We start from the raw sequence: 20,912 nt of genomic DNA, 5'->3' as shown, positions 1-20,912 counted from the left end.
CGTTAGACAAAAAAATTGAATCCTTTCGTTAGATAAAGCCGTAAAATAAAAAAGCAAGGCGGAACTGCCATTCCGCCCTGCGATGCAATACGTGCGTTACCTTACAGCATCTTTTTGATGTCATCCTTGATCGCTTCGGATTGCGGTCCGAACACGACTTGGACTGCGCCTTTGCCGAGTCTCATGACGCCCGATGCGCCCAACTGCTTCAATGCGGCATCGTTCACCTGTTTATCGTCCTTGACGACGAGGCGAAGGCGGGTAATGCACGCATCCACGGACTCAATATTTTCCGGTCCGCCGATGCTGGCCAGGATTTTGGCCGAACGGTTGTCGGCGGCAGACTTCCCTGTTCCTGAAGCCCCTTCCTCTACCACTTCTGCGATATCCTCAGCATCTTCACGACCTGGTGTTTTCAAATTCAACTTGACAATCATGAAGCGGAAGATGACATAGTACACAACCGCCGTAACTAGACCAACTGGGATGAGCAGCAACGGCTTGGTCGAGATTTGATAGTTGATTGCATAATCGATGAAACCGGCCGAGAAGCCGAAACCAAGCTTCATACCAAGCGCGTAAGTGACATAAGCCGCAATCCCCGACAGTACTGCGTGAACCGCATAAAGCACTGGAGCAACAAACATGAAGGCAAATTCCAACGGTTCTGTAATCCCCGTCAGGAACGATGCCAATGCCGCCCCTAAGAAAATGGAGCTAACCATTTTGCGTCTTTCCGGTCTAGCCGTATGAATAATCGCAAAGGCTGCAGCCGGAAGACCAAACATCATGATCGGGAAGAAACCGGTCATGAACATACCTGCGGTCTTGTCGCCAGCGAAGAAGCGGTACAAGTCGCCATGAATAACGTCCCCTGCAGCATTCGTAAAATCTCCAATTTGGAACCATACGATCGAGTTGATGATATGGTGAAGACCAAACGGAATCAGCAAGCGGTTGGCAACGATATGAATTGCCGAACCAATGCCGCCCAAGCTGGTTACCCAATCGCCAAAGACATCCAAGGCAGCTTGTATTGGTCCCCAAATCAAGCCGAAGATCAAACCTACAACAACCATCGTTATCGCAGTGACCATCGGAACAAACCGTTTGCCACCGAAGAAGCCTAACCAATCCGGCAGTTTGATATCATGGTACCGTTTGTACAAATAGGCGGAAATACAACCCACGATAATACCACCAAGAACCCCCATATCCAATTTGGTATCGGCGGATTGCATGAGTCCTGGAAAAATGCCGGGTACTCTACCAAGCACGTTCAGCAAAATCAAATGACCGATGACTGCAGACAATGCGGCTACCGCATCTCCGGCCAAACCGATCGCAACGCCAACAGCGAAGATCAGCGGAAGATTGTCAAAGATCGTTCCTCCGCCCGCTGCTAGAAACGGTGCGATATACGTGTTGAGAAATCCCCCAACTCCATCCCCCAGGTGAAAATCCTTGATGTAGTCGATGCTGCCGAACCTGAGCAGAATCGCCGCTGCAGGCAGTGTTGCAACCGGAAGCATCAATGACTTACCGATTTTCTGGAGAAAAGCTAGCATGCACAAACCATCCTTTCCTTACTTCTTGTATTTTATTGTAAAACCGCCTTTAAAATGACGCTGCTGCCTGCCGTCACAGGACCGGTGATGGGTTCTACGCTGCTCGTCACTTCTCCGGCGTTTGTTACTATAATTGGCGAAATCACCGGATAACCAGCTTCGCGAATGGCTGCCAGATCAAATTCGATTAGCAGCTGACCTGCTTTGACTTTGTCCCCCACGGAGACATGGGCAGTAAAGCCCTCGCCTTTGAGCGACACGGTATTGATTCCGAGATGAAATAGAAACTGCAATCCGGACGAATGCTCCATCATCACGGCATGGTTACTTTTGATGACATGAACGACTTTGCCGTCAAACGGCGCAACCAGACGTCCTTCGCTGGGTTCAACAGCGATCCCCGGACCCATATGGCCCCCTGCGAACGCTTCATCTGGAACTTGAGCTAACGGTACAGCCTCCCCGGTTAGCGGCGAGAGGATCTCCAGCACTTTACTCTCCGTATTTTTCTTTCTCCATTTTGAAAACATATGGCTCTCCTCCTAAATCTGATTACCTATATTCTGGCATCTTTAAGAAATCAATATGCCCTACTCTCGGATATTGGGAGATACAGGCGAAAAAAAGAGCCAAGAAAAGAAGCCTATTGTTTATCTAGGTCTGCTTTCCTTGGCTCATGCCCATTCTGAATCAATGGTAACACGCCAAAAGTCATTCAATTGTCGGTCGGTTATGTGACTATAATAATTCAAGCTCTCGCTAGCGTCAATAGAAAAATGAAAGCGCACACAAGATGTTAATTATTTAAATTTTTATCCTTATAGAGCCTGAAATAACGCGGGTACCTTATCCGGTTCCCAGCCAGGCAGCGACGTGTGGGCTTGAATTACTTTATAGGTTACACCGTTATACGTTACGAGCTGATTCACAGTATACGACGTATAAGGTGCCCAAGCTGTCGCCCCCGTCCCTGCCGAATCTGTGGTGACCGTCACCGCATTGCTTGCAGGCGAGAGATTACCGGCGGCGTCTTTCGCTTTCACGGTAAACGTATAGGAAGTAGATGGCGAAAGTCCGTTAATCGTAGCCGTTGTCCCCGTCACCGTCGCAACGAGTTGACTACCGTTGTATACCTCATATCCAGTCACGCCGACATTATCGGCCGATGCGCTCCAGCTCAGGCTGACGCTGGTCGAGGTTTTGGCCGTCACCGTAACGTTGCCCGGCGGGGTGGGAGCGATTGTGTCGCCCGGGTCGGTTCCAGGCTCGGTCGTGACCGTCAGCGGAGCGCTGGCCGGTGAGACATTGCCCGCAGCATCCCGTGCAACCACCGTAAAAGTATACGTCGTTGCGGGGGCAAGACCGCTGATCGTCGCCGTCGTCCCGGTTACGCTGGCCGCTTGCGTTCCGTTCCGGAAGACGTTGTATCCAACAACGCCGACATTATCAGAAGAAGGCTGCCAGGTTAACGTGACAGAGTTCGCCGTTTTGGAGGTGACCTTTACACCGGTAGGCGTAGACGGAGCCACCGTATCTCCCGGCGGCGTTACGCCTCCGCTCAGATCGTTGTTCAGCTTGGTGAGCAGCGTTTTGTTGCGGTCACCGCTCAGTTCCCAGAACATGGCGCCGGCAAGACCACGGCTCTTGATATAATCGGTTTTGAAGCCGATGGATTGTGGATCGTCATAAGAGATAAACCGCCGTACCGAAGGATTATACAGGTACGGCACCTTGGCCGTATCGTTCCAATAGCGGCTATACCCGTTCTTATTGATATAATTCGCTTCCAGGTCGTAGTAATCAAAAGAACCAGCCTCCCAAGTTCCGACGGAAGACGCTCCGCTGGCGCTTTGGTATTGCCCGTTGCCGGCGTTGTTTACGCCATCCCAACCGCGACCGTAGAATGGAATGCCAAGCACCAATTTATTGGCGGGAACACCGGCATTTAAGTGGCCTTGCACTGCGGCGTCGGCATTAAAGACCGAGGCGCTGGGCACGCCGGCGTTGCCTGCGGCCGGATCGTAGTACAGCGGTGCATTGTGAGCCGTAATTTGCTGCCATCCGCCGTTAAAATCATAAGTCATAATATTAATCCAGTCGACGATGGATGCGATATTGCCGAGCTCCGTATTGCTAACGAAGGAAGGCGAAGCTCCGGAAGCGATCGTCAGCAAATATCTTTTGCCATCCACCGTTCCGGCTGCATCCAGCTTATTCCGGATCTCCTGGAGCAGCTTCGTATAGTTCTGCTTATCCTCCGGACGATAGCTATTCCCGGGCAATCCACCGGCAACCGGATACTCCCAGTCCAAATCGATGCCGTCGAAATTGAACTTCCGCAGGAAGTCAACGGCCGAGTTGGCGAACGTTTCGCGCGTGACTTGGCTGGCAGCCACATCGCTGAATCGGTTGGACCAGGTCCACCCGCCCACCGATATAATCGTCTTCAAGTGCGGATTCGCCTGTTTAAGTTTATTTAGCTGATGAATATTGCCTGCGTACGGTTGATCCCAGGTGTCGCCGGGAAATAGCTTGCCGGTATCGATCCAAGGATCGCCCAAGACGATCGTGCCGTTGGGCACGTTAATCGTTTGGCCCTTCTCGTCCTGCGTCGGCCAGGTCACAGGGTTCGGCCCGGCCGGATCCGGATTGCCGTGACGGCCGTCCCAGGCGATATCGGCGAAGGCATAATTGATATGGGTGATTTTGGATGCATCGATATCATAGACATTAAAATTGCGGTCATAAGCCCCCCAGGATGGGTAATAGGCAACGATTTTGTAAGGATCGGCAGCCTCAGCGGCTTTCGGTTGGAGCAGGCCGCCCGGCAGCAGCAGAGATAAAGCCAGACAGGTCAGAGTAAACAGCTTCCACTTCTTGGCGAAGCTTCGGGTTCTTATCGATTGCATCACTTAAATCCCTCTCTTTCAATCGAAATTGAATTGGAATAAAGCTAGCAGCAAGAACTCTGGCTGTAAGATCCACAAAACGGACCAACGTCACAAATCTTCCGTGCTCGTCAGCAAATCTCCTTTCCTTATGGAACTAACCGATGGACTCCTCGCTTGTCCTCTGTCAGCCGCAGCCGATCACCTCCGCAAATTCAGATCTCATTTCATTCCTTGTAAGCCCTCAAAGCCAATCCCGGCGCCTATAGGATTTCTCTGAAGTGTTTACAAAACTATTAAATCATAATAGATTTGGTGATAAAAGGATAAATTTCTATTATTTAATCGAACATCGGCTATAAAGCGCAATAAAAACGCGACGATCTGAGAAGATCGCCGCGTCTTAAGAATGATATATGCTCGCTGGTTCGGTCGATATATTCGATTTTTCATACACATTTTGTGGCAAAACGTTGAAATTGGGAAATCTATATGATTTTTCATATAAAAATGTGGCTTTCGGCTCCCCGCAGCCCGAATCTATATGAAATTTCATATATAACTGGCAAAAATGGCCCCCTGTCCGCTGAATGTATTCGATTTTTCGCATACAATCACGTGCAAGTCCGGATCTAGCCGTCCGTTTACTTCCAAACTAAACTAACGTTGTCCATCCGGCCTTACTTTTCGGGTCGCGGTGGCCTGAAGCGGATCGTCCGGCCAGTAATGCTTCGGGTAACGGCCTTTCAGGTCTTTTTTGACCTCAAAATAAGTGTGTTGCCAAAAGCTGCGCAGGTCCGACGTGACCTGAACCGGCCGGCTGGCGGGCGACAGCAAATGCAGCGTAATTGGAACCCGTCCAAACCCGATCCGCGGCGTTTCCATCATGCCAAACACTTCCTGCAAGCGTACTGCCGCATAAGGGGCTTGGGGGCCGTCGTAATGAATTTGAATTTTGGAGCCGCTGGGGACAAGCAGGTGCGTTGGCGCTTCGGCGTTTAACTCCTGCTGCTGCGGCCAAGTCAGAAGGCCCTCCAGTATGTTGTATAAGGACAGCGCCTGCAGATCCGCCCGCTTACGCACGCCGGACAAATACGGTGCCAGCCATTCCTCGGCGGTTGCGGCTAGCGTCTCATCCGATACATCCGGCCAGTCAGGATTTAGGCGGTGCAAAAACATCAGCCGCTCCTGCAGCTTCCGCGCCTTCTCCGTCCACGGCAAGATGGCGACGCCTTTGGCGGCAACGGCCTCGAGCAAGGCTTGTGTGATCTGCTCTGGACTCGGCGACGGGTCCGGCTGCTCCCGCAGAACGATCGCGCCAAACGTCCGGCGGATTCTCGCCCGCACCGTTCCCGAAGCGTCATCCCATTCCGCGCTTCGCTCCTCGGTAATCCCCTCCGCATGATGGCGGTACACGTCCTCTTCCTCCAGCGGGGCCGCCAGCAAAATACGTCCTTCTGCTCCTTCGTCGTCAACCTCGGCAATCGCCAGGAACGCGGATTGGCCTAAGGAATCCTTGTGGAGCAACTGCGCCCCCCGCCCGTTCCGCATCAAATACCGCCCATCCGGGCGGCGGAACGCGATCCGATCCGGATAAGCGAAGGAGACCAGCAAGCCGCAGCAGCGGTCCAGATCCGTTGGAACGGAGGCTGCCGGCACGGGAGCTGTCGGCGGCGTTGGATCGGCCAGCTCGGCACCGGCCGCTGCTTCGCCGTCCGGCGGCTCGAAATCGGGGTCGTCTCCGGCATCCGGGACGACCCACTCGCCGAGCTCGGCGGACACATCGGGCGCGCCGGGCGGCACAGCCTCAGCAAGCGGCTCCAGCTCAGCGAGCCGCTGCTCCCACTGGCGGGCGAGCGCAGCGATGCGCCGCAGCCCGTCGGGCCCGGGCTCCTGTGCTGCGGCGGCGCCCCTGCCCCGGGAGCCCGGGGCCCCGGCCGCGCGTCCGGACGCGGCCAGCACCAGCGCCAGCCGGCCGCGCAAATCCGCGTCGCGGCCGGCTGGCCCACGCAGCAGGTCGCGCTCTTCGAGCAGCGCGGCCAGCGCGCATGCCGGCGCGCCGAGCCCCAGCTCGCGCGCCCGCAGGAGCATGTGCGCGAGGCGCGGGTGCAGCCCGAGCGCGGCCATGCGGCGGCCGTGGGCGGTGATGCGCCCGGCCGCGTCCAAGGCGTCCAGCTGGCGCAGCAGCTGGACCGCCTGCGCGTACGGCGCCGGCGGCGGCGCGTCGAGCCACGCCAGCTCGTCTGGCGCGGCGGCGCCCCACGCCGCCAGCTCCAGCGCGAGCGGCGCGAGGTCCGCCTCGAGCATCTCCGGCGCCGTCCGCGCGGGAAGCAGGCGGTCCTCCGCCTCGCTCCAGAGGCGGTAGCACACGCCGGGCGCCGTTCGCCCGGCGCGGCCCCGCCGCTGGTCGGCGGAGTCGCGGGCCGCCCGCACCGTCACGAGCCGGCTCATGCCGGTGCGCGGCGAGAACAGCGACGTGCGGCGGAGGCCGCTGTCGATCACCACGGTCACGCCGTCCACGGTCAGGCTCGACTCGGCGATCGACGTCGCCAGCACGACCTTGCGCTGTCCCGCCGGCGCGGGCTCAATCGCCCGCCGCTGCTCCGCTTGCGGCATCGCGCCGTACAGCGGCGCCAACATTACACCCGCCGGCAGCCCGCCCTCCGCCAGCAGCGACTCGGTACGGCGGATTTCCCGCGCTCCCGGCAGGAACACGAGCACGCTGCCGTCATGCTCCACAAGGGCCCGGCGAACCGCACGGTCCACCTTGCGTTCCAGCGGCTCGTTTGGAGCTCCCGGCGCATATACCGTCTCCACCGGGAACATGCGTCCCCGGCTTTGCACAACCGGTGCGCCGTCCAGCATCTCCGCGATCGGCCGGGCGTCCAGCGTCGCCGACATGACGAGCAGCCGCAGGTCGTCGCGGAGCAGCTGGCGGCTTTGCCAAGCCAAGGCCAAGCCAAGGTCAGCATGCAGGCTGCGCTCATGAAATTCGTCGAAGATGACCAGACCCGTCCCGAGCAAGGCCGGGTCCTGCTGCAGCATTCGCGTTAAAATCCCTTCGGTGACGACTGTAATCCGCGTTTTGGCCGACACCCGGCTGTCGCCTCGCATGCGGTAGCCCACCGTCTCACCAACCGCTTCACCTAGCTGGGACGCCATATATACAGCGGCAGCCCGAGCCGCTAACCGGCGCGGCTCCAGCAGCAAAATCCGCTGTCCCCTAAGCCATGGTTCGCTAAGGAGCGACAGCGGAGCACGCGTCGTTTTGCCCGCCCCGGGCTCCGCCAGCAGCACGGCGGTTCCCGTTTGGTCAAGCGCTTTTTGCAGCTCAGGGATTACTTCATCAATAGGCAAAGGAAACTTTGTCATGATTCTCTCCTTACGGGTTACACTATGAAAACATTTTACCATACGGTTCTAAGAAACGAAGGGATCGGAGGAAAAACGATTGTTGAAGCTGCTCGTCCTTTTACTGCTTATCGTCTTCACCGCATTGTTCGTCATCATTGAAGCGTCGCTGCGTTCATTGCACCCGCGGACCATCGAAGCTTGGGCGCGGGAAGGCCGTCGTGGGGCCTCCGCCCTCCGCGCCCTGTCGCAACGGATCGACCAGGCGTTGTCGGCCTGCCAACTGGCCATTACGGTGAACTCGCTGACCCTGGGTTGGCTGGGCCAGCCGGCTGTCCGCAGCCTGCTCGCCCCGTTATTTGTTCGCCTGCCCTTATCGGATTCCGTAGAAACTTTTTTCTCTTTTCTCATCGCGTTCGTGTCGATTACCTATTTGCATGTGGTGCTTGGCGGATTAGTCCCGCAGGTGCTGGCTGCTCAACGGGGCGAAGCCATCATCTTGGCGTTTGCCCGGCCGCTCCTGGCATTCAGTACCCTGCTGTCCCCGTTCCTCTGGCTGCTCAACCGTTCCTCCGGCCGCATCGTCGCATGGCTAGGCCTTAAACCTGCTGCGGACTGGGACGACGCGCACAGCGAGGAGGAACTGCGAATATTGCTGAGGGAAAGCCTGGCCAACGGCCGGATTAACAAAAGCGAGTACCGCTTCATGAACCGGATTTTCGCCTTTGATGATCTGCTCGCCAAAGATATCATGGTTCCGAGAACCGATATGGTCTGCTTGGATGCGGCCAAGTCGCGCGAGGAAAACTTGCGGATCATTCGCCGGGAGCAATACACGAGATTTCCCGTCATCCGTGGAAATAAAGATAATATTATCGGGGTCATTAATACAAAAGCGTTGTTCCTGGCCCCCGAAAATCAGGCGGATGTCCCTTTGGCTTCCCTGGTCCGGCCTGTGATGACCGTCTCGGAGAACATCCCCCTTCCGGCGCTGCTGACCAAGATGCAGAAGGAACGTTCGCATATTGCTGTGCTGATCGACGAATACGGCGGTACGAGCGGGATGGTGACGATAGAGGATATACTGGAGGAAATCGTCGGCGACATCCGCGACGAATTCGATGCGGAGGAAGAGCAGGAAATTACCGAGGTCGCGGCGAATCACCTCATAGTTGACGGCAAAGTTTCGGTGTCGTTGATCAACGAATTGCTGGACGCCGATTTGGAGGAAGATGACGCGGATACAATCGGCGGCTGGATCTATGGGCATAATCTGGACATCGAAGAAGGAACCCAGCTGGTCTATGGGGACTTGCAGTTTACAGTCCTCGAGCGCGAAGACACCCGGATACGGAAAATTGAAATCAAAAGGCTGGACATGCCCCTCATGGACAGCGCGTATACATCAGAGGGTGAAGACGAAGCCCGGAACGCCCAAGGCCCCGAAGCAGGCTTGTAATGCTCGTTCCGACGTCGTCTTCGTCCACATTCATCAAATGGGACATTCGGACAACTCTACAAAAAGTGAACAAGTGAACAATCGAGGAAGTGAAGCATCATGAAACGCGGACGATTTGCACCTACGCCATCCGGCGACATGCATCTAGGCAACGCCAAAATCGCGCTGCTCTCTTGGCTGCAAATGCGCGCAGCCGGAGGAATCTTCGTGCTGCGCATTGAAGATATCGACACCCAACGCTCCAAGCCGGCGATCACGGAACGGATTCTCGCCGACCTTCGTTGGCTGGGGCTGGACTGGGATGAAGGACCAGGCGCTTCGGATGCGTCCGGTCCTTACCTGCAAAGCCAGCGGACCGAGCTTTATGAGGAGGCGCTGGCCAAGCTGGACGCGGCCGGCCGGCTGTACCCTTGCTTCTGCAGCCGGGCGGAGCTGCTCGCGGTGGCCGGGGCGCCGCACGGCTTGTCCTCGGAAGGGGCGCCTTACCCCGGAACCTGCCGCGGCTTAAGCCCGGAGGAGCAGCAGCGCCGAGCGCAACACAAAGATCCGTCACTCCGATTTGCGATTGGCCCGGAGGAAATTCGCTTCGTCGACGGCATCGCCGGGCCGCAGGTTTTCCCGCCGGGCAGCGGCGGGGATTTTGTCGTGCGCCGGGCCGACCATATGTATTCCTATCAACTGGCGGTGACCGTAGACGATGCCTTGATGGGGATCACCGATGTACTGCGCGGTGACGATTTGCTCGACTCCACGCCCCGCCAGCTCCACCTCTATGCAGCGTTAGGCTTGACGCCGCCTAAGTTCGCCCATGCCCCGCTCATCCTCGGAGAGGACGGACGGCGGTTGGCCAAACGGCATGGCGATTTAGGGCTCCCCGCGCTGCGCGCCGCCGGTACGAAGCCGGAGACGGTCATCGGCTGGCTGGCCTACATCAGCGGCTTGATCGACCGCCCTGAAGCTGTAACGGCCAAAGAGTTGATCCCCGGCTTCCGGCTGGACCGGATCTCGCGAGAGCCGTTTCTGTTAACCGAAGCGATGATACGGAAGCTGATGCCTGACACCCCAATTTGACTTCCTATTCCAGCTTCCGGCGGATTGCATCTTCATACTGCCGGAACGCCGGATTCGTTGATAGACCGCGCTCGCTCATTAGCATATTCAGCCTCAGCTCCTGCTCCGTCAGCCGCTTCTTCAAAGCCTGCCTCTCCGGCCCGTCCTCACAAGCGGCAAGCAGGTCGGTAAGCCGAACCATCTCCTGCTGCAGTTGAATTTCTTCGGGAACGTAACCCGCATTTTTCATCAGCTTATAGGCCATCCGCAAATCCTCCGGAACCCCGGATAAATCCTCCACCTTCAGCGGCTTGCCCTTCCCGGGCAAATGATCAAACTCCCCGCGGGCCATCGCTTCTGCAATCTTCTGTTCCGCTAACCAGGACAGCATATCCATCCCTCCTCAAGCGTTTCCTTCCTGTATCATACCACAGCCGCCATCGGATTCATCTCCGCAGATGCCATGCCCCGAAAGTTTATACTTTCTGAATCTAAAAAAAACGCCTCCGCGATTGCGAAAGCGTTAACTCTAGGATCGTTTCTCCATCAGGTGAAACGTTATAACAGCGACTCCGCCCCATCGATGACAATTCGAGCTCCGGTAATGTGGATGGACTCGTCCGAAGCCAAAAAGGCGACGAGATCCGCGACGTTCTCCGGTTGACCCGGGCCGTCCGCTAAGGGCTGCGAGCCCTTTGGATATTTTACCGGAATGACGATCTCCTGCAGCTCCTTGCTCTTCTCCGTTGATGTATCGATATTGGTGGCGATGGCGCCGGGACTGATGGCATTAACGCGAATTTTGAATTGGGCCAGCTCCAGCGCCAGCATTTTCGCGAAAGCAACTTGTCCCGCTTTCGTCGTACTATAAGCCGACATCCCAAAGCCGGAAAATTTATCATTGCCGTTTATCGAACTGGTAATGATAATACTGCCGCCGCCCCGTTGCTTTAAGTAGGGAACCGTATATTTCACGGTCAGGAACGTACCCGTCAGATTGATGCTCAGTGTCTTCTCCCAATCCTCGAAGCTTAAATCCTCGACTGGCGCCAGCTTGCCGTTGACGCCTGCATTGGCGAAGACGATATCGATGCCGCCAAAATGCTCGGCAGCTTCGCGTACCGCCTGTTCGACCCGCGCCGGGTCCGCCACGTCGACATCATACGCGCGGGCCGCACCCTCGCGCATGGCATTGATTTCCCGCGCTGCCTGCTCCGTGCGCTCAGCCAACAGATCGAACAGCGCGACCCCCGCCCCCTCGCTGGCCAGCTTCACCGCAGCCGCCTTGCCGATCCCGGAACCGGCTCCGGTGATGATCGCCGTTTTGCCCCGAAACCGTTCGCGGTTCGTCGTCTGATTGCTTGTCATGACTTCACACTCCTGAAGATGAAATGGGTTCATTGGTGAAACTTTTTACCTGCCTCTATCCAGATTGCCCATTTCGGAGTGTTTTTTAGTCAGGGATGGCTGGTTTATACCATGAAAAAAACTTGGGTTTCCTTAGGTCCCACTCACTCAGCGTTATGCGGCTTACGGAACCACTTCAGCAAAATCTTCTGAAATTGCTGGCGGGGCGTGGGCGTCGCAATCATCCAATCCTCTTCGTCCTTCGCGCTGCAACGGATCAACCAGTTCAACTGCGGGTTGTTCATAAACTGCATCTGCTGGATCTCCCAGCGTCCGCCGCAGTTCGCATAGAACCGGATATCCCCATGCACGAGCGGAGATTTCATACATTTTGCTAAGGCGATACTGCCTTCTTCATCGTTCGTCATGTCAGCCAGGAGGGTGGCCAAGCGGTTAAGTTCCAGCTCCCGGGCCTGGCTCAGTGCTGCGTCAAATTGTTTTCTTGACATCATCAAGGCGGGAAGCTCCCCCGGCGTGCGCGAGTTCCACTTCATCCGACCGGCTAACAAAACGCTTAGTTGTTTCCCTTCGGTAATTCGTTCGACGAATAAGCGGTTGATTTTCCCGGGCAGCCGTCTGAATCGGATAATCTGATTGCCGGTGATATGCAGATATTCCTCAGAAGTTTGCTTTCCGCAAGTATAGGTTAGCCAGCAAGCCTTGACGGCCGCCGATGCGGCGGTCAGGTCGTCTAGGACGTGCTGCGGCAAGCTGATCCGAGCTCCTTGCACCGTCTCCGACACCTCTTCCTTGCTTTTCAACGTCTCACGCGTGTCTTCGGCATCCGAATCTAGCATCGCCTGCAAAAAAACGTGAAAGGGATGCTCTGGATCCTGCCACGTTTGAATTCCTAACCACTCTATCAAAGTTAGCCATTCTTTCGCTTGAAGCACCACATTTTCCTTGCGGGAGGAATCTATCATCAATTTCTTCCACCTCCTACAGATTGGGTCTCGCTTCCGATGCAGTAATCATACCACTATTCAATTTCCCTGTGCTCGGAATTTTTTACCAATCTATTACAATGTACCCATAAAAATAGGAGGTGAAGCACAATTTTTTAAAGATGCTGAAACTTTTTAATCCGCCTATCCGTAATATTGATGTAAGTGTGCAAAACCGAGACTTCCGTCCTGTTTCGTTCGCTGTCATTAAACATTTATCGAAATATCATGTTTTTTTAATCTTTTCTTAAGTTTTTCGATCTACAATGTTTAATATGAAACCACTGTATAGAGGTGATTCTAATGAAAATCCTGATCAACTTCCAAAATAATCTGGTTCCGGTTTATTTCAACGTCGATAGCAAGCAACCTGTGCAGCGTACATTGAAGCTGCTGACGAGCGCGCTCGAGTACAAATACTATAACGGCAAGCAAGCTTTGAAGAAGTGCTTGAACTCCTTAATCAGCATTGAAATCGAAGGTTCCGAAGCGATTCTCCACAGTAAGAGCGAATTTGATTCTCTTGCGCTTTCACTCTATTAATCTAGTATTAGTTGCGATGACCGTTTTGTAGAAAAAAGGCTCCGTACCTCAGCATCACGCTGATGGCACGGAGCTTTTTTTCAAATCGATATCCATCTTACGTTCCGTTTCGTTCCGGCTACCCTCTCAATTTCGAACTTCGCTTTCGTTCAAGCGGCGGTTTCCAAAGAGGGACTTGAACCGGAGTGTCATTGCCGTTACTGCTAGGATTGACCCGTTCAGGACAAACACCACCGGGATAGAGATCCATGACCCGAGCGCCCCGCCGGCAATCGGTCCGAACATATTGCCAAGCTGGCTGGCGGACTGGTTCAAGCTGAAGGCGCGGCCGCGGAATTCCGGTTTAGTCGACTGTACGATCAAAGCGTTTAACGCCGGGAACACGGCGGCGAAGAACAAGCCGTACACAAAGCGCAGAATTCCGAACCCAACCAACGAATGAAAGAAATGCTGCAAAATGTTGCCAACCCCGCCACCAATCAATCCGATCATCAACGTGTTGTGGTAGCCGATCCTCTCCCCAATTTTGCCCCAGAACGGTGCGGCGATGATCGTGGAGATACCTACCGCCGAGAAAATAATGCCCGAGCTAAGCGAAGCGTCGGAAGCCGAAGCGCCCAGATCCAGCACATACAGCGAAAGCAGCGGCTCAAGCACCATCACGGAAGAGGTGACGATCAGCACGACAAGCAGCTTGCCCATCAACGGTCGGTTAGCTGACGCCTCCTTGAGATCATCCAGCACATGCGAACGCTCCCGGTTACGATCGAAGTTCTGCTCCTTCACGAAGATCAAGGCTATCAGTGCTGAGATCAACACGACGGCACCCGACGCCAGAAACGCCTCCCGATAACCGATAAACTTGCTGAGGGAACCGCCCACCAAAGGTCCGATAATACCTCCGGCCGCTCCAGCTGTCGACATGACTCCCAGCGAATATCCGACATGCTTCTCTGGCGTATTGGTTGCAACCAACGCAATCGCGGAAGGCACATACCCGGCCAAGAGCCCGGACAAAATGCGGACGGCGATCAGCTGATAAGGATCCCGGACGAAGAAGTAAAGGATATACACCGCACTAAGCGCAAACCCGGATCGAAGCAGCATCGGCTTCCGGCCGTACTTATCCGACAGCGAACCCCAATACGGAGAGATCAACGCGCCGGCCAAAAACGTCACCCCAAACGCGATCCCCGACCAGAGGGTGAGATGCTTCGTTACTCCAAGATCATGAGCAATAAACAGAGACATGAATGGAATGACCATGGAATACGCGGTGCTGCAAAAAAAAACGCCAAGCCACAGCACGTACAGATTTCTTTTCCAGGGGAAATTCACTTCATCCACCCCCAGCATTGTTACTTGCCAACCCTGGAACTAACCCGTTTTTTTATTCTAGCACAATTCGTTGACAACTGTTCGAAAGATTTCGAATTTTAGATTTCGAGGTCAAGATGTTCGAGATATAATGGAAGTTGGATGATCTGTTTAGTAAAAATAATCCATGCCCGTTTCGGTAAGCGCTTACTTGCTGTTTGCACCGAGATGGCATGGAGCCAAAGGAGCTTGAGCATTATGGCACTATTTCAATGTCGTTTTTTCTCCGAAGTATTAGGGCTGAGCACCTCCATGACCGTCATCCTGCCGGAACCTGCGCAATCGCAAATCGGGATGTCCGCACCGGCGATCGCCGGACCTTATCCAACCCTCTATCTGCTGCACGGCATGTCCGACGACGACTCGATCTGGCTGCGCCGCACCTCGATTGAACGTTATGTTTCGGGTATGGGTCTGGCCGTAGTGATGCCTCAGGTTGATTTGAGCTTCTATGCGGATATGGCGTACGGCAACAACTATTGGACGTTCGTCAGCGAGGAGCTGCCTCGCCTTTGCCGGTCGTTCTTCCCATTGTCCGATCGACGCGAGGACACCTTCGTTGCCGGGTTGTCGATGGGCGGCTACGGCGCCTTCAAGCTGGCGTTGCGCAAGCCCGAGACGTTCGCTGCTGCTGCCAGCTTATCGGGGGCGCTTGATATCGCGAACAGCCGGCATGGGCTGTCGCCGCTGTTCCTGCGGATTTTCGGCGAATCCGGACCTAAGGGCACGGATAACGACCTGCTGACACTGCTGGACCCGCTCGCCAAGGCCATGCAGGAAGGGAAGCCGGTTCCGCAGCTGTACCAATGCTGCGGGACGGAAGATTTCCTGTACGAGGACAACCAAACGTTCCGCGAAGCATGCACCCGCGCCGGCCTGCCTCTCACCTATGAAGAAGGACCTGGCTCCCACGAATGGGGCTATTGGGATGCGAAGATTCAGGACGTGCTGAAATGGCTGCCGCTTCAACCGAAAGAAGCTTAATCTTACAAGTACACTTAGCCGGCTGGGAGCTTCCTCTCGGCCGGCTAGGTTTTTGTCCGCATTTATGAATTCAAACTGCAGGCAGCCGCTCATTTCAGCCCAGCCTTCTCCCCGCTCGGTTGCCACGCGATATTTGTGGCCATGATCCGCGATGATCCGCCCCGGTGAGACATGCTCTAAACCCATTTCGCGAAAAGCGTTCTCCCGCTCCGGGTTCCATCCGAGTTCATAATAAATTCAATCCCAATTCCTCCTATACGATCAAAATGGTTCAACCCTGTTCCAACTTCCCTTCCCGTCTCCTTAGCCGCAAAAAAAGACGCGGGATCCTCGCATCCCGCGTCTTGGCAAGCTTTGTCAATCCATTTTTGTCCCGCATAGCTTCTGGGTATATTGGTCCAACAGCGCCGGGACTTCCTTCAGCTCGTGAATCGTCCGCCACGGTGTGCCGCCTTCCAGCGTCTCGTCCCACTCATGCTTGCGCTTCAGCCAAATGCCGCGGATCCCCACCTGAGCGGCTCCCCAAATATCGTTGCGAGGATGATCGCCAACGATCACCGTCTCCTCCGCTTGAACACCAAGCCGATCCAATGCCAGTTGATAGATCCGAGGATCGGGCTTCTGGATGTCCACGTCCCCGGATACGATGATCGCATCGAAGAACGGGCGCAGGTGGATCAAATCGATTTTTTCATGCTGTCTGTGGCTGTGTCCGTTCGTGACGATCCCCAGCCGAAGCTGCTGATCACGGCAATACCGCAGGGTATCCTCCGCATAGTCCATCGCCTTCGCATAGGTCATATAATGTCGGTTGTAATAGGCTTTCACTTCCTCCAAGCTCGTCTCTTGACGCCAAGGCAACCAATCCAACAGCTCCTGAAAAAAGCCCTCCTTCGGCCGATATCCATCGTTATCCCGTTCAATCATCTCAGCGATCAACGCTCCCCGCTGCGTCTCGTCTATTGGCACCAGGCACTCCTGTACTAATTGAGAGGCGAAACTGCGGAACATGTGATCGCGATCCATTAACGTATTATCAAGGTCAAACAGTACGGCTTTTAGCTGCAAACTTTTTCCCCACTTTCCCCAGTTGTCTCTCTCTATTGTAAAACAGTCTGTCAAATCAAAAGCGCACCTCCGGCTCACCGGAAAATGCGCTTTCCGCGTTATATCACTTGTTTGGGGCGATGGGTCAACAACATCTCTTGATCTGTCACGTACAGCGGAAACGGCGGCATCTCCTTCAAATAATGCTCCCGCATCAGCAGACGATAATCGACCTCCAACTGGCGAGAGTCCTCCAGCACCGGCAGCTTGCCTTGGTCCTCCACGTAATGATCCACCGCAACCTGCACCATGTCTAGATAATAAGGGATGTCACGCTCTTCTTCCGGAAATATTTCATAGGTTTCCCTCGACAAGTAAAAACGTTGGTCCGTCATTCCGCCCAAATATCGCGACAGGCGTTTCATATCCAGACTTCCGTCCGGCAGCAGCAGCGACAACCGGTTGATCCCTTCCGGCATGTCGGCTTCATAACGCAGCACCGCGCGTCGAACCTCATCCAACGTAACCTTGATGGCTGTAGGAACCATTACCTGTTTTACCTGTTTGGGCTTGCGTTTTTTAAACCAGGACAGCATGTTCGGCACCTCCTTCACTTTCTAAACCAAGGTAACCGCTTACACTATTAGTGTACTCCAAATCTCCTGCTTTGAACCCCCGCAAGCCAAAGATTTCATAGGATTGCCACATCCTTCCCCTGGAAAATCCGCAGCGGATGGTTGGCAATTCTCCGTCATTTGCGGTAGGATGGAATTGTTTTGAAAATTCGTTTGAACTCAATGTCTATGAGGAGGTTCTCATGCTGGATGTGATCATCATCGGAGCAGGGCCTTGCGGTCTATCGGCAGCCATCGAATGCCAGCGTCGCGGACTGCAGGTGCTTGTTCTAGAGAAACATTGCCTTGTCCATTCCATCTATTCTTATCCTACGTATATGCAGTTTTTCAGTACCGCTGAGCTGCTAGAAATCGGAGATGTACCGTTTGCTTCGGCGAACGACAAACCTTACCGCCATGAAGCGCTAGCCTACTACCGCAAGGTCAGCGATCATTATAACGTCCCGGTATCGGCCTATGAAGAAGCCACCGAAGTGATGCGGCAGCCGGACGGCACGTTTGTGGTTCGTTCGGTGAAACGCGGCGGTGAGCAGGCGGAATACCAGGCCCGTTATGTCATCATCTCGACAGGTTATTTCGATCACCCCAATATTTTAGGAATTCCGGGAGAAAATACCGACAAGGTGACGCATTACTTCCAAGAGGCGCATCCGTACACCGGTACGAAAGTGACGATTATCGGCGGTAGCAACTCCGCAGTGGATGCCGCGCTGGAGCTGGTGCGTGTGAACGCCGAGGTTACTGTCGTGTATCGCGGAGAGGACTTGTCCGCGAACATCAAGCCTTGGGTACGGCCGCTGTTCGAAAGTGCGGTCAACAAAGGAAAGGTCGCTTTGCGCCTGAAATCCCGGGTCATCGAAATCCTGCCTGACCGCGTGATCATCGAAGGTGCTGACGGTAAAACGTCCGAACTGGCAAACGATTTTGTCTTGGCGTTAACCGGGTTCCGCCCTGATCGCAAGCTGTTGTTCTCCGCCGGAGTTGAAATGACCGGTGACATGGAGAAGCCGGTGTTTAATCCGGAGACGATGGAAACGAACGTGCCCGGTCTATACGTTGCCGGGGTTATCGCTTCCGGACGTAACGCCAACGAGGTGTTCATCGAAACCGGTCGCGGCCACGGGAAGCTGATCGCAGAGCATATCGTAGGGTCGAGAACTTCGAGCAACGTATAAATTATCGATATTCACCGCAGGAGGTGGATCATGCAACAAATTGACGTGACAGCCTTGCTGCTGTTGTTGTTAGCCGCGCTGGGCATTTTCAGCAGCAACATGCCCATTACCGTGGCGATGATTGTCTTGCTGCTGCTTCGCGTGCTGCATCTGCACTATACCTTCCCTTGGCTGGAGAAATACGGCTTGACGCTGGGCATCATCATCCTCACCATCGGCGTGATGACGCCGGTCGCCAGCGGCAAAATCTCCATCCAGACGCTATGGGCTTCCTTCTTCCATTGGAAGTCCCTGCTCGCCATCGGCGTCGGCATGCTTGTCGCCTGGCTCGGCGGTCGCGGCGCGACCTTGATGGGCAATCAGCCGACTGTCGTCGCCGGTCTATTGATAGGCACCGTGCTGGGCGTCGCCTTCTTCCGCGGCGTCCCTGTCGGCCCGCTGATCGCCGCCGGCATTTTGTCGCTGGTGATCGGGAAGCTGTGAGGCTCAGCATTAAGCTGCAGTAAGAAAAACGTCTATCGACGTACATTCAAAGTAGACAGACCGCGTTTAGCGGAAGTTTTTCTTGCGATATCAGGATGCCAATGCCCCGAAGTTTATACTTTCTGATATCTTAAAAAAGGCTGAATTCTAAACAATACGTTTAGAGTTCAGCCTTTTTGCATGCTCGTGGGCGCGGGCGGGCCCTGGGTCCTTGGGTTCGCGGGTCTGCGGGTCCGCCGGTACGTGGGTACACGGTTCCGCGAGTCCGTTGGTTCGTCGCTCCGTCGGTCCGCGGCGCTCTAACGGAACCAGATGACCTTATTCCGCCATTTCCCCGCGATTTCCCATCCTAACGGAACCAGAAGGCGTTATTAGCGCATGTTGGGTATCAATTGAGGCGCTTTGGTGCAAATAACGTCCGTACGTTCCGTTAGAACGGGAATAGACCTCTTGGGACTAAAATAAGGTCTTTCAGTTCCGTTACGTGCTCCGGCAGCGAGCGCGAAATCCTCCCTTAATCTCCCGAAACGATCTGCACCGCATTCTCCTTGATCTGATTCACTACATCCACAAGCTTCTTTTACTTACTTCCATCAAACAGCTTGATAAAGCTCTGCGGCTTATCAAACGGCGGTTTGGTCAGTTCGGCTACGTTATCGATATAACCGTTCTGCACGATATAATCGATCACCTTTTTCACGAACACGATTTGTGCTTGCGTCAAGGATTGGTCATTAATAAACTCGGAAAACGCCCGATTGGCTGCCTCTACTTCCAATTTGGCAACTTTTCGCACCAGCAACCCAAACGGTGTGTCCTTGAATTCCCGTTTATAATCGTCGACGGTCCCCAGCTCCCCGGTGAATACTTTCTCCAGGCTCTCGTAGTCCAGCGCAGTCAGCGGGATATTATTCCGTAACTTATAAATCGCTACATTATCGCGGTTCAGCTCGATATAACGGTTAACCTTGAGCTTGTAATCCTCAAAATCGTATGCCGCGTACATCGCCTTCCCTTCCTGGACCATCAATACCTCGTCCGCCAGATTCGTATCGATCGGGTTACGCTTTCCACCTTCATCAACGGTATACTTGATCAGATCCCGGAGCTCAACACGAACCTTTTCGAAGGTCAACAGATCGGCATCCTGCCAAAACTCCTCCGTTAGTTCTATCATAGCAGAAAAAAACATCCTAATTAGAGTGATTTGATCACTTTTTGACCGCGATTCCCCAAAATGTCCCCATATGTAAGTGAGTGAGTTAATTAATCTTCCATTGGTCCAATTTACATATATATCAGCAGTAATAAATGCCTTCGTAACATTATTGGCAAGTACATTACGGTACTGATGACTCCCCTCTTACAAAACCATAACCAGCGTACCAATCGTGATCAAAATGGAGCCAATCAGCGACTTGTATGTAAATTCCTCATGTAAAAAAATAAGTGCCAGAACCAGCGTGATCACGATGCTTAATTTATCGATTGCCACCACTTTGGAGGTATGTCCCAACTGAAGAGCTTTAAAATAGCAGAGCCAGGATGCACCGGTAGCCAAGCCGGACAGGATCAGGAAAATCCAGCTTTTTCGGCTGATCTCGAACAGTCCGCTCTGGGCGTGGGTGAGATACACCATCCCCCATGCCATAATGACCACCACAACCGTGCGAATCGCTGTCGCCAGATTGGAGTTAACCCCCTCAATACCAACCTTCGCCAAAATTGACGTAAGCGCCGCAAAAATAGCGGACAACAAAGCGAGTATAAACCACATTTACGAGAGACTTCCTTTCACTTTCATAGGGAGATTTAAAGTTACTTTACAACATGATCCGTCGACCTAGTGTCATAGGTACGCACTCCAAACAATAACGGAACTTTTTACCCTTATTTCGCCCAAATGAGCTAAATCCAAGAAAATAGCGGTAAAAAATGTCCTTATTCCGCTCAGAAACTTGCTGAAACCCGGCTCAAATGTGCCCACTCCCAGCAATAGCG

At 54.3% G+C, this 20,912-nt stretch carries 18 protein-coding genes; 6 read left to right on the top strand and 12 right to left on the bottom strand.

Translation table 11 applies throughout. From position 1 onward, the window contains the following. Positions 1-101: 101 nt before the first annotated feature. The 4 genes from nagE to hrpB all read right to left on the bottom strand — a co-directional run bounded on the left by nagE (position 102) and on the right by hrpB (position 7,828). Positions 102-1,568 (bottom strand): N-acetylglucosamine-specific PTS transporter subunit IIBC, encoded by a 1,467-nt coding sequence (gene nagE, locus NSQ80_RS09600; protein ID WP_009223136.1) that lies wholly within the window; start codon positions 1,566-1,568, stop codon positions 102-104. A gap of 32 nt (positions 1,569-1,600) precedes the next feature. Beyond that, a complete protein-coding gene (locus NSQ80_RS09595; RefSeq protein WP_009223135.1) occupies positions 1,601-2,098 on the bottom strand; it encodes a PTS glucose transporter subunit IIA in 498 nt (165 codons plus the stop codon). A gap of 288 nt (positions 2,099-2,386) precedes the next feature. Then, the gene (locus NSQ80_RS09590; protein ID WP_339302104.1) at positions 2,387-4,477 is read right to left on the bottom strand and encodes a glycosyl hydrolase family 18 protein; all 2,091 of its coding nucleotides are present in this window, start codon (positions 4,475-4,477) and stop codon (positions 2,387-2,389) included. Between the two features lie 639 nt (positions 4,478-5,116). Then, positions 5,117-7,828, bottom strand: coding sequence for an ATP-dependent helicase HrpB (gene hrpB / locus NSQ80_RS09585; RefSeq protein ID WP_339302103.1), 2,712 nt, complete (start codon positions 7,826-7,828; stop codon positions 5,117-5,119). Positions 7,829-7,907: 79 nt separating this feature from the next. Between hrpB and NSQ80_RS09580 the strand changes: the two genes are divergently transcribed. Both NSQ80_RS09580 and gluQRS read left to right on the top strand, forming a co-directional pair. After that, on the top strand, positions 7,908-9,266 hold the full coding sequence (locus tag NSQ80_RS09580) for a hemolysin family protein (RefSeq protein WP_339302102.1): 1,359 nt from the start codon (positions 7,908-7,910) through the stop codon (positions 9,264-9,266). A gap of 99 nt (positions 9,267-9,365) precedes the next feature. Next, positions 9,366-10,337 (top strand): tRNA glutamyl-Q(34) synthetase GluQRS, encoded by a 972-nt coding sequence (gluQRS, locus tag NSQ80_RS09575; protein WP_009223130.1) that lies wholly within the window; start codon positions 9,366-9,368, stop codon positions 10,335-10,337. Positions 10,338-10,341: 4 nt separating this feature from the next. On the opposite strand, the gene NSQ80_RS09570 is transcribed toward gluQRS, so the two are convergent. From NSQ80_RS09570 to NSQ80_RS09560, 3 genes are all read right to left on the bottom strand, one after another. Then, positions 10,342-10,713, bottom strand: coding sequence for a DnaJ family domain-containing protein (locus NSQ80_RS09570; protein ID WP_009223129.1), 372 nt, complete (start codon positions 10,711-10,713; stop codon positions 10,342-10,344). A gap of 161 nt (positions 10,714-10,874) precedes the next feature. Beyond that, the gene (locus NSQ80_RS09565) at positions 10,875-11,684 is read right to left on the bottom strand and encodes an SDR family NAD(P)-dependent oxidoreductase (RefSeq protein ID WP_339302101.1); all 810 of its coding nucleotides are present in this window, start codon (positions 11,682-11,684) and stop codon (positions 10,875-10,877) included. 143 nt (positions 11,685-11,827) lie between these two features. Next, positions 11,828-12,646: a hypothetical protein gene (locus tag NSQ80_RS09560; protein ID WP_339302100.1), complete on the bottom strand. Its 819-nt coding sequence runs from the start codon at positions 12,644-12,646 to the stop codon at positions 11,828-11,830. 324 nt (positions 12,647-12,970) lie between these two features. On the opposite strand from NSQ80_RS09560, the gene NSQ80_RS09555 reads away from it, so the two are divergent. Beyond that, a complete protein-coding gene (locus NSQ80_RS09555; RefSeq protein WP_009223126.1) occupies positions 12,971-13,210 on the top strand; it encodes a hypothetical protein in 240 nt (79 codons plus the stop codon). Positions 13,211-13,336: 126 nt separating this feature from the next. On the opposite strand, the gene NSQ80_RS09550 is transcribed toward NSQ80_RS09555, so the two are convergent. Next, the gene (locus NSQ80_RS09550) at positions 13,337-14,548 is read right to left on the bottom strand and encodes an MFS transporter (RefSeq protein WP_036643950.1); all 1,212 of its coding nucleotides are present in this window, start codon (positions 14,546-14,548) and stop codon (positions 13,337-13,339) included. 237 nt (positions 14,549-14,785) lie between these two features. Here NSQ80_RS09550 and NSQ80_RS09545 point away from each other — a divergent pair, with 237 nt between their 5' ends. Further along, positions 14,786-15,571 (top strand): alpha/beta hydrolase family protein, encoded by a 786-nt coding sequence (locus NSQ80_RS09545; RefSeq protein WP_009223124.1) that lies wholly within the window; start codon positions 14,786-14,788, stop codon positions 15,569-15,571. A 357-nt stretch (positions 15,572-15,928) separates the two neighbouring features. Here NSQ80_RS09545 and NSQ80_RS09540 read toward each other — a convergent pair whose 3' ends face one another. Continuing rightward, positions 15,929-16,639: an HAD family hydrolase gene (locus tag NSQ80_RS09540; RefSeq protein ID WP_036643783.1), complete on the bottom strand. Its 711-nt coding sequence runs from the start codon at positions 16,637-16,639 to the stop codon at positions 15,929-15,931. 98 nt (positions 16,640-16,737) lie between these two features. Further along, entirely contained in the window at positions 16,738-17,214 is a 477-nt protein-coding gene (locus NSQ80_RS09535) for a DUF3939 domain-containing protein (RefSeq protein ID WP_339302099.1), read from the bottom strand. A gap of 221 nt (positions 17,215-17,435) precedes the next feature. Between NSQ80_RS09535 and NSQ80_RS09530 the strand changes: the two genes are divergently transcribed. Then, positions 17,436-18,428, top strand: coding sequence for a YpdA family putative bacillithiol disulfide reductase (locus NSQ80_RS09530; RefSeq protein WP_339302098.1), 993 nt, complete (start codon positions 17,436-17,438; stop codon positions 18,426-18,428). Positions 18,429-18,458: 30 nt separating this feature from the next. Then, complete coding sequence (locus NSQ80_RS09525; RefSeq protein ID WP_009223120.1) at positions 18,459-18,911, top strand: DUF441 domain-containing protein; 453 nt, start codon at positions 18,459-18,461, stop codon at positions 18,909-18,911. Positions 18,912-19,491: 580 nt separating this feature from the next. On the opposite strand, the gene NSQ80_RS09520 is transcribed toward NSQ80_RS09525, so the two are convergent. Both NSQ80_RS09520 and NSQ80_RS09515 read right to left on the bottom strand, forming a co-directional pair. Then, positions 19,492-20,088 (bottom strand): type I restriction-modification enzyme R subunit C-terminal domain-containing protein, encoded by a 597-nt coding sequence (locus tag NSQ80_RS09520; RefSeq protein WP_260070604.1) that lies wholly within the window; start codon positions 20,086-20,088, stop codon positions 19,492-19,494. Positions 20,089-20,274: 186 nt separating this feature from the next. Beyond that, positions 20,275-20,688, bottom strand: a complete 414-nt coding sequence (locus NSQ80_RS09515) for an EamA family transporter (protein ID WP_009223118.1) — start codon at positions 20,686-20,688, stop codon at positions 20,275-20,277. Between the last annotated feature and the right edge of the window lie 224 nt (positions 20,689-20,912).

This window comes from Paenibacillus sp. FSL K6-2441 (assembly GCF_037964765.1).
GTDB classification, from domain to species: Bacteria; Bacillota; Bacilli; order Paenibacillales; family Paenibacillaceae; genus Fontibacillus; species Fontibacillus phoenicis.
The sequence above is the reverse complement of the archived record's forward strand: the minus strand, read 5'-3'. Positions and strand labels throughout refer to the sequence as shown.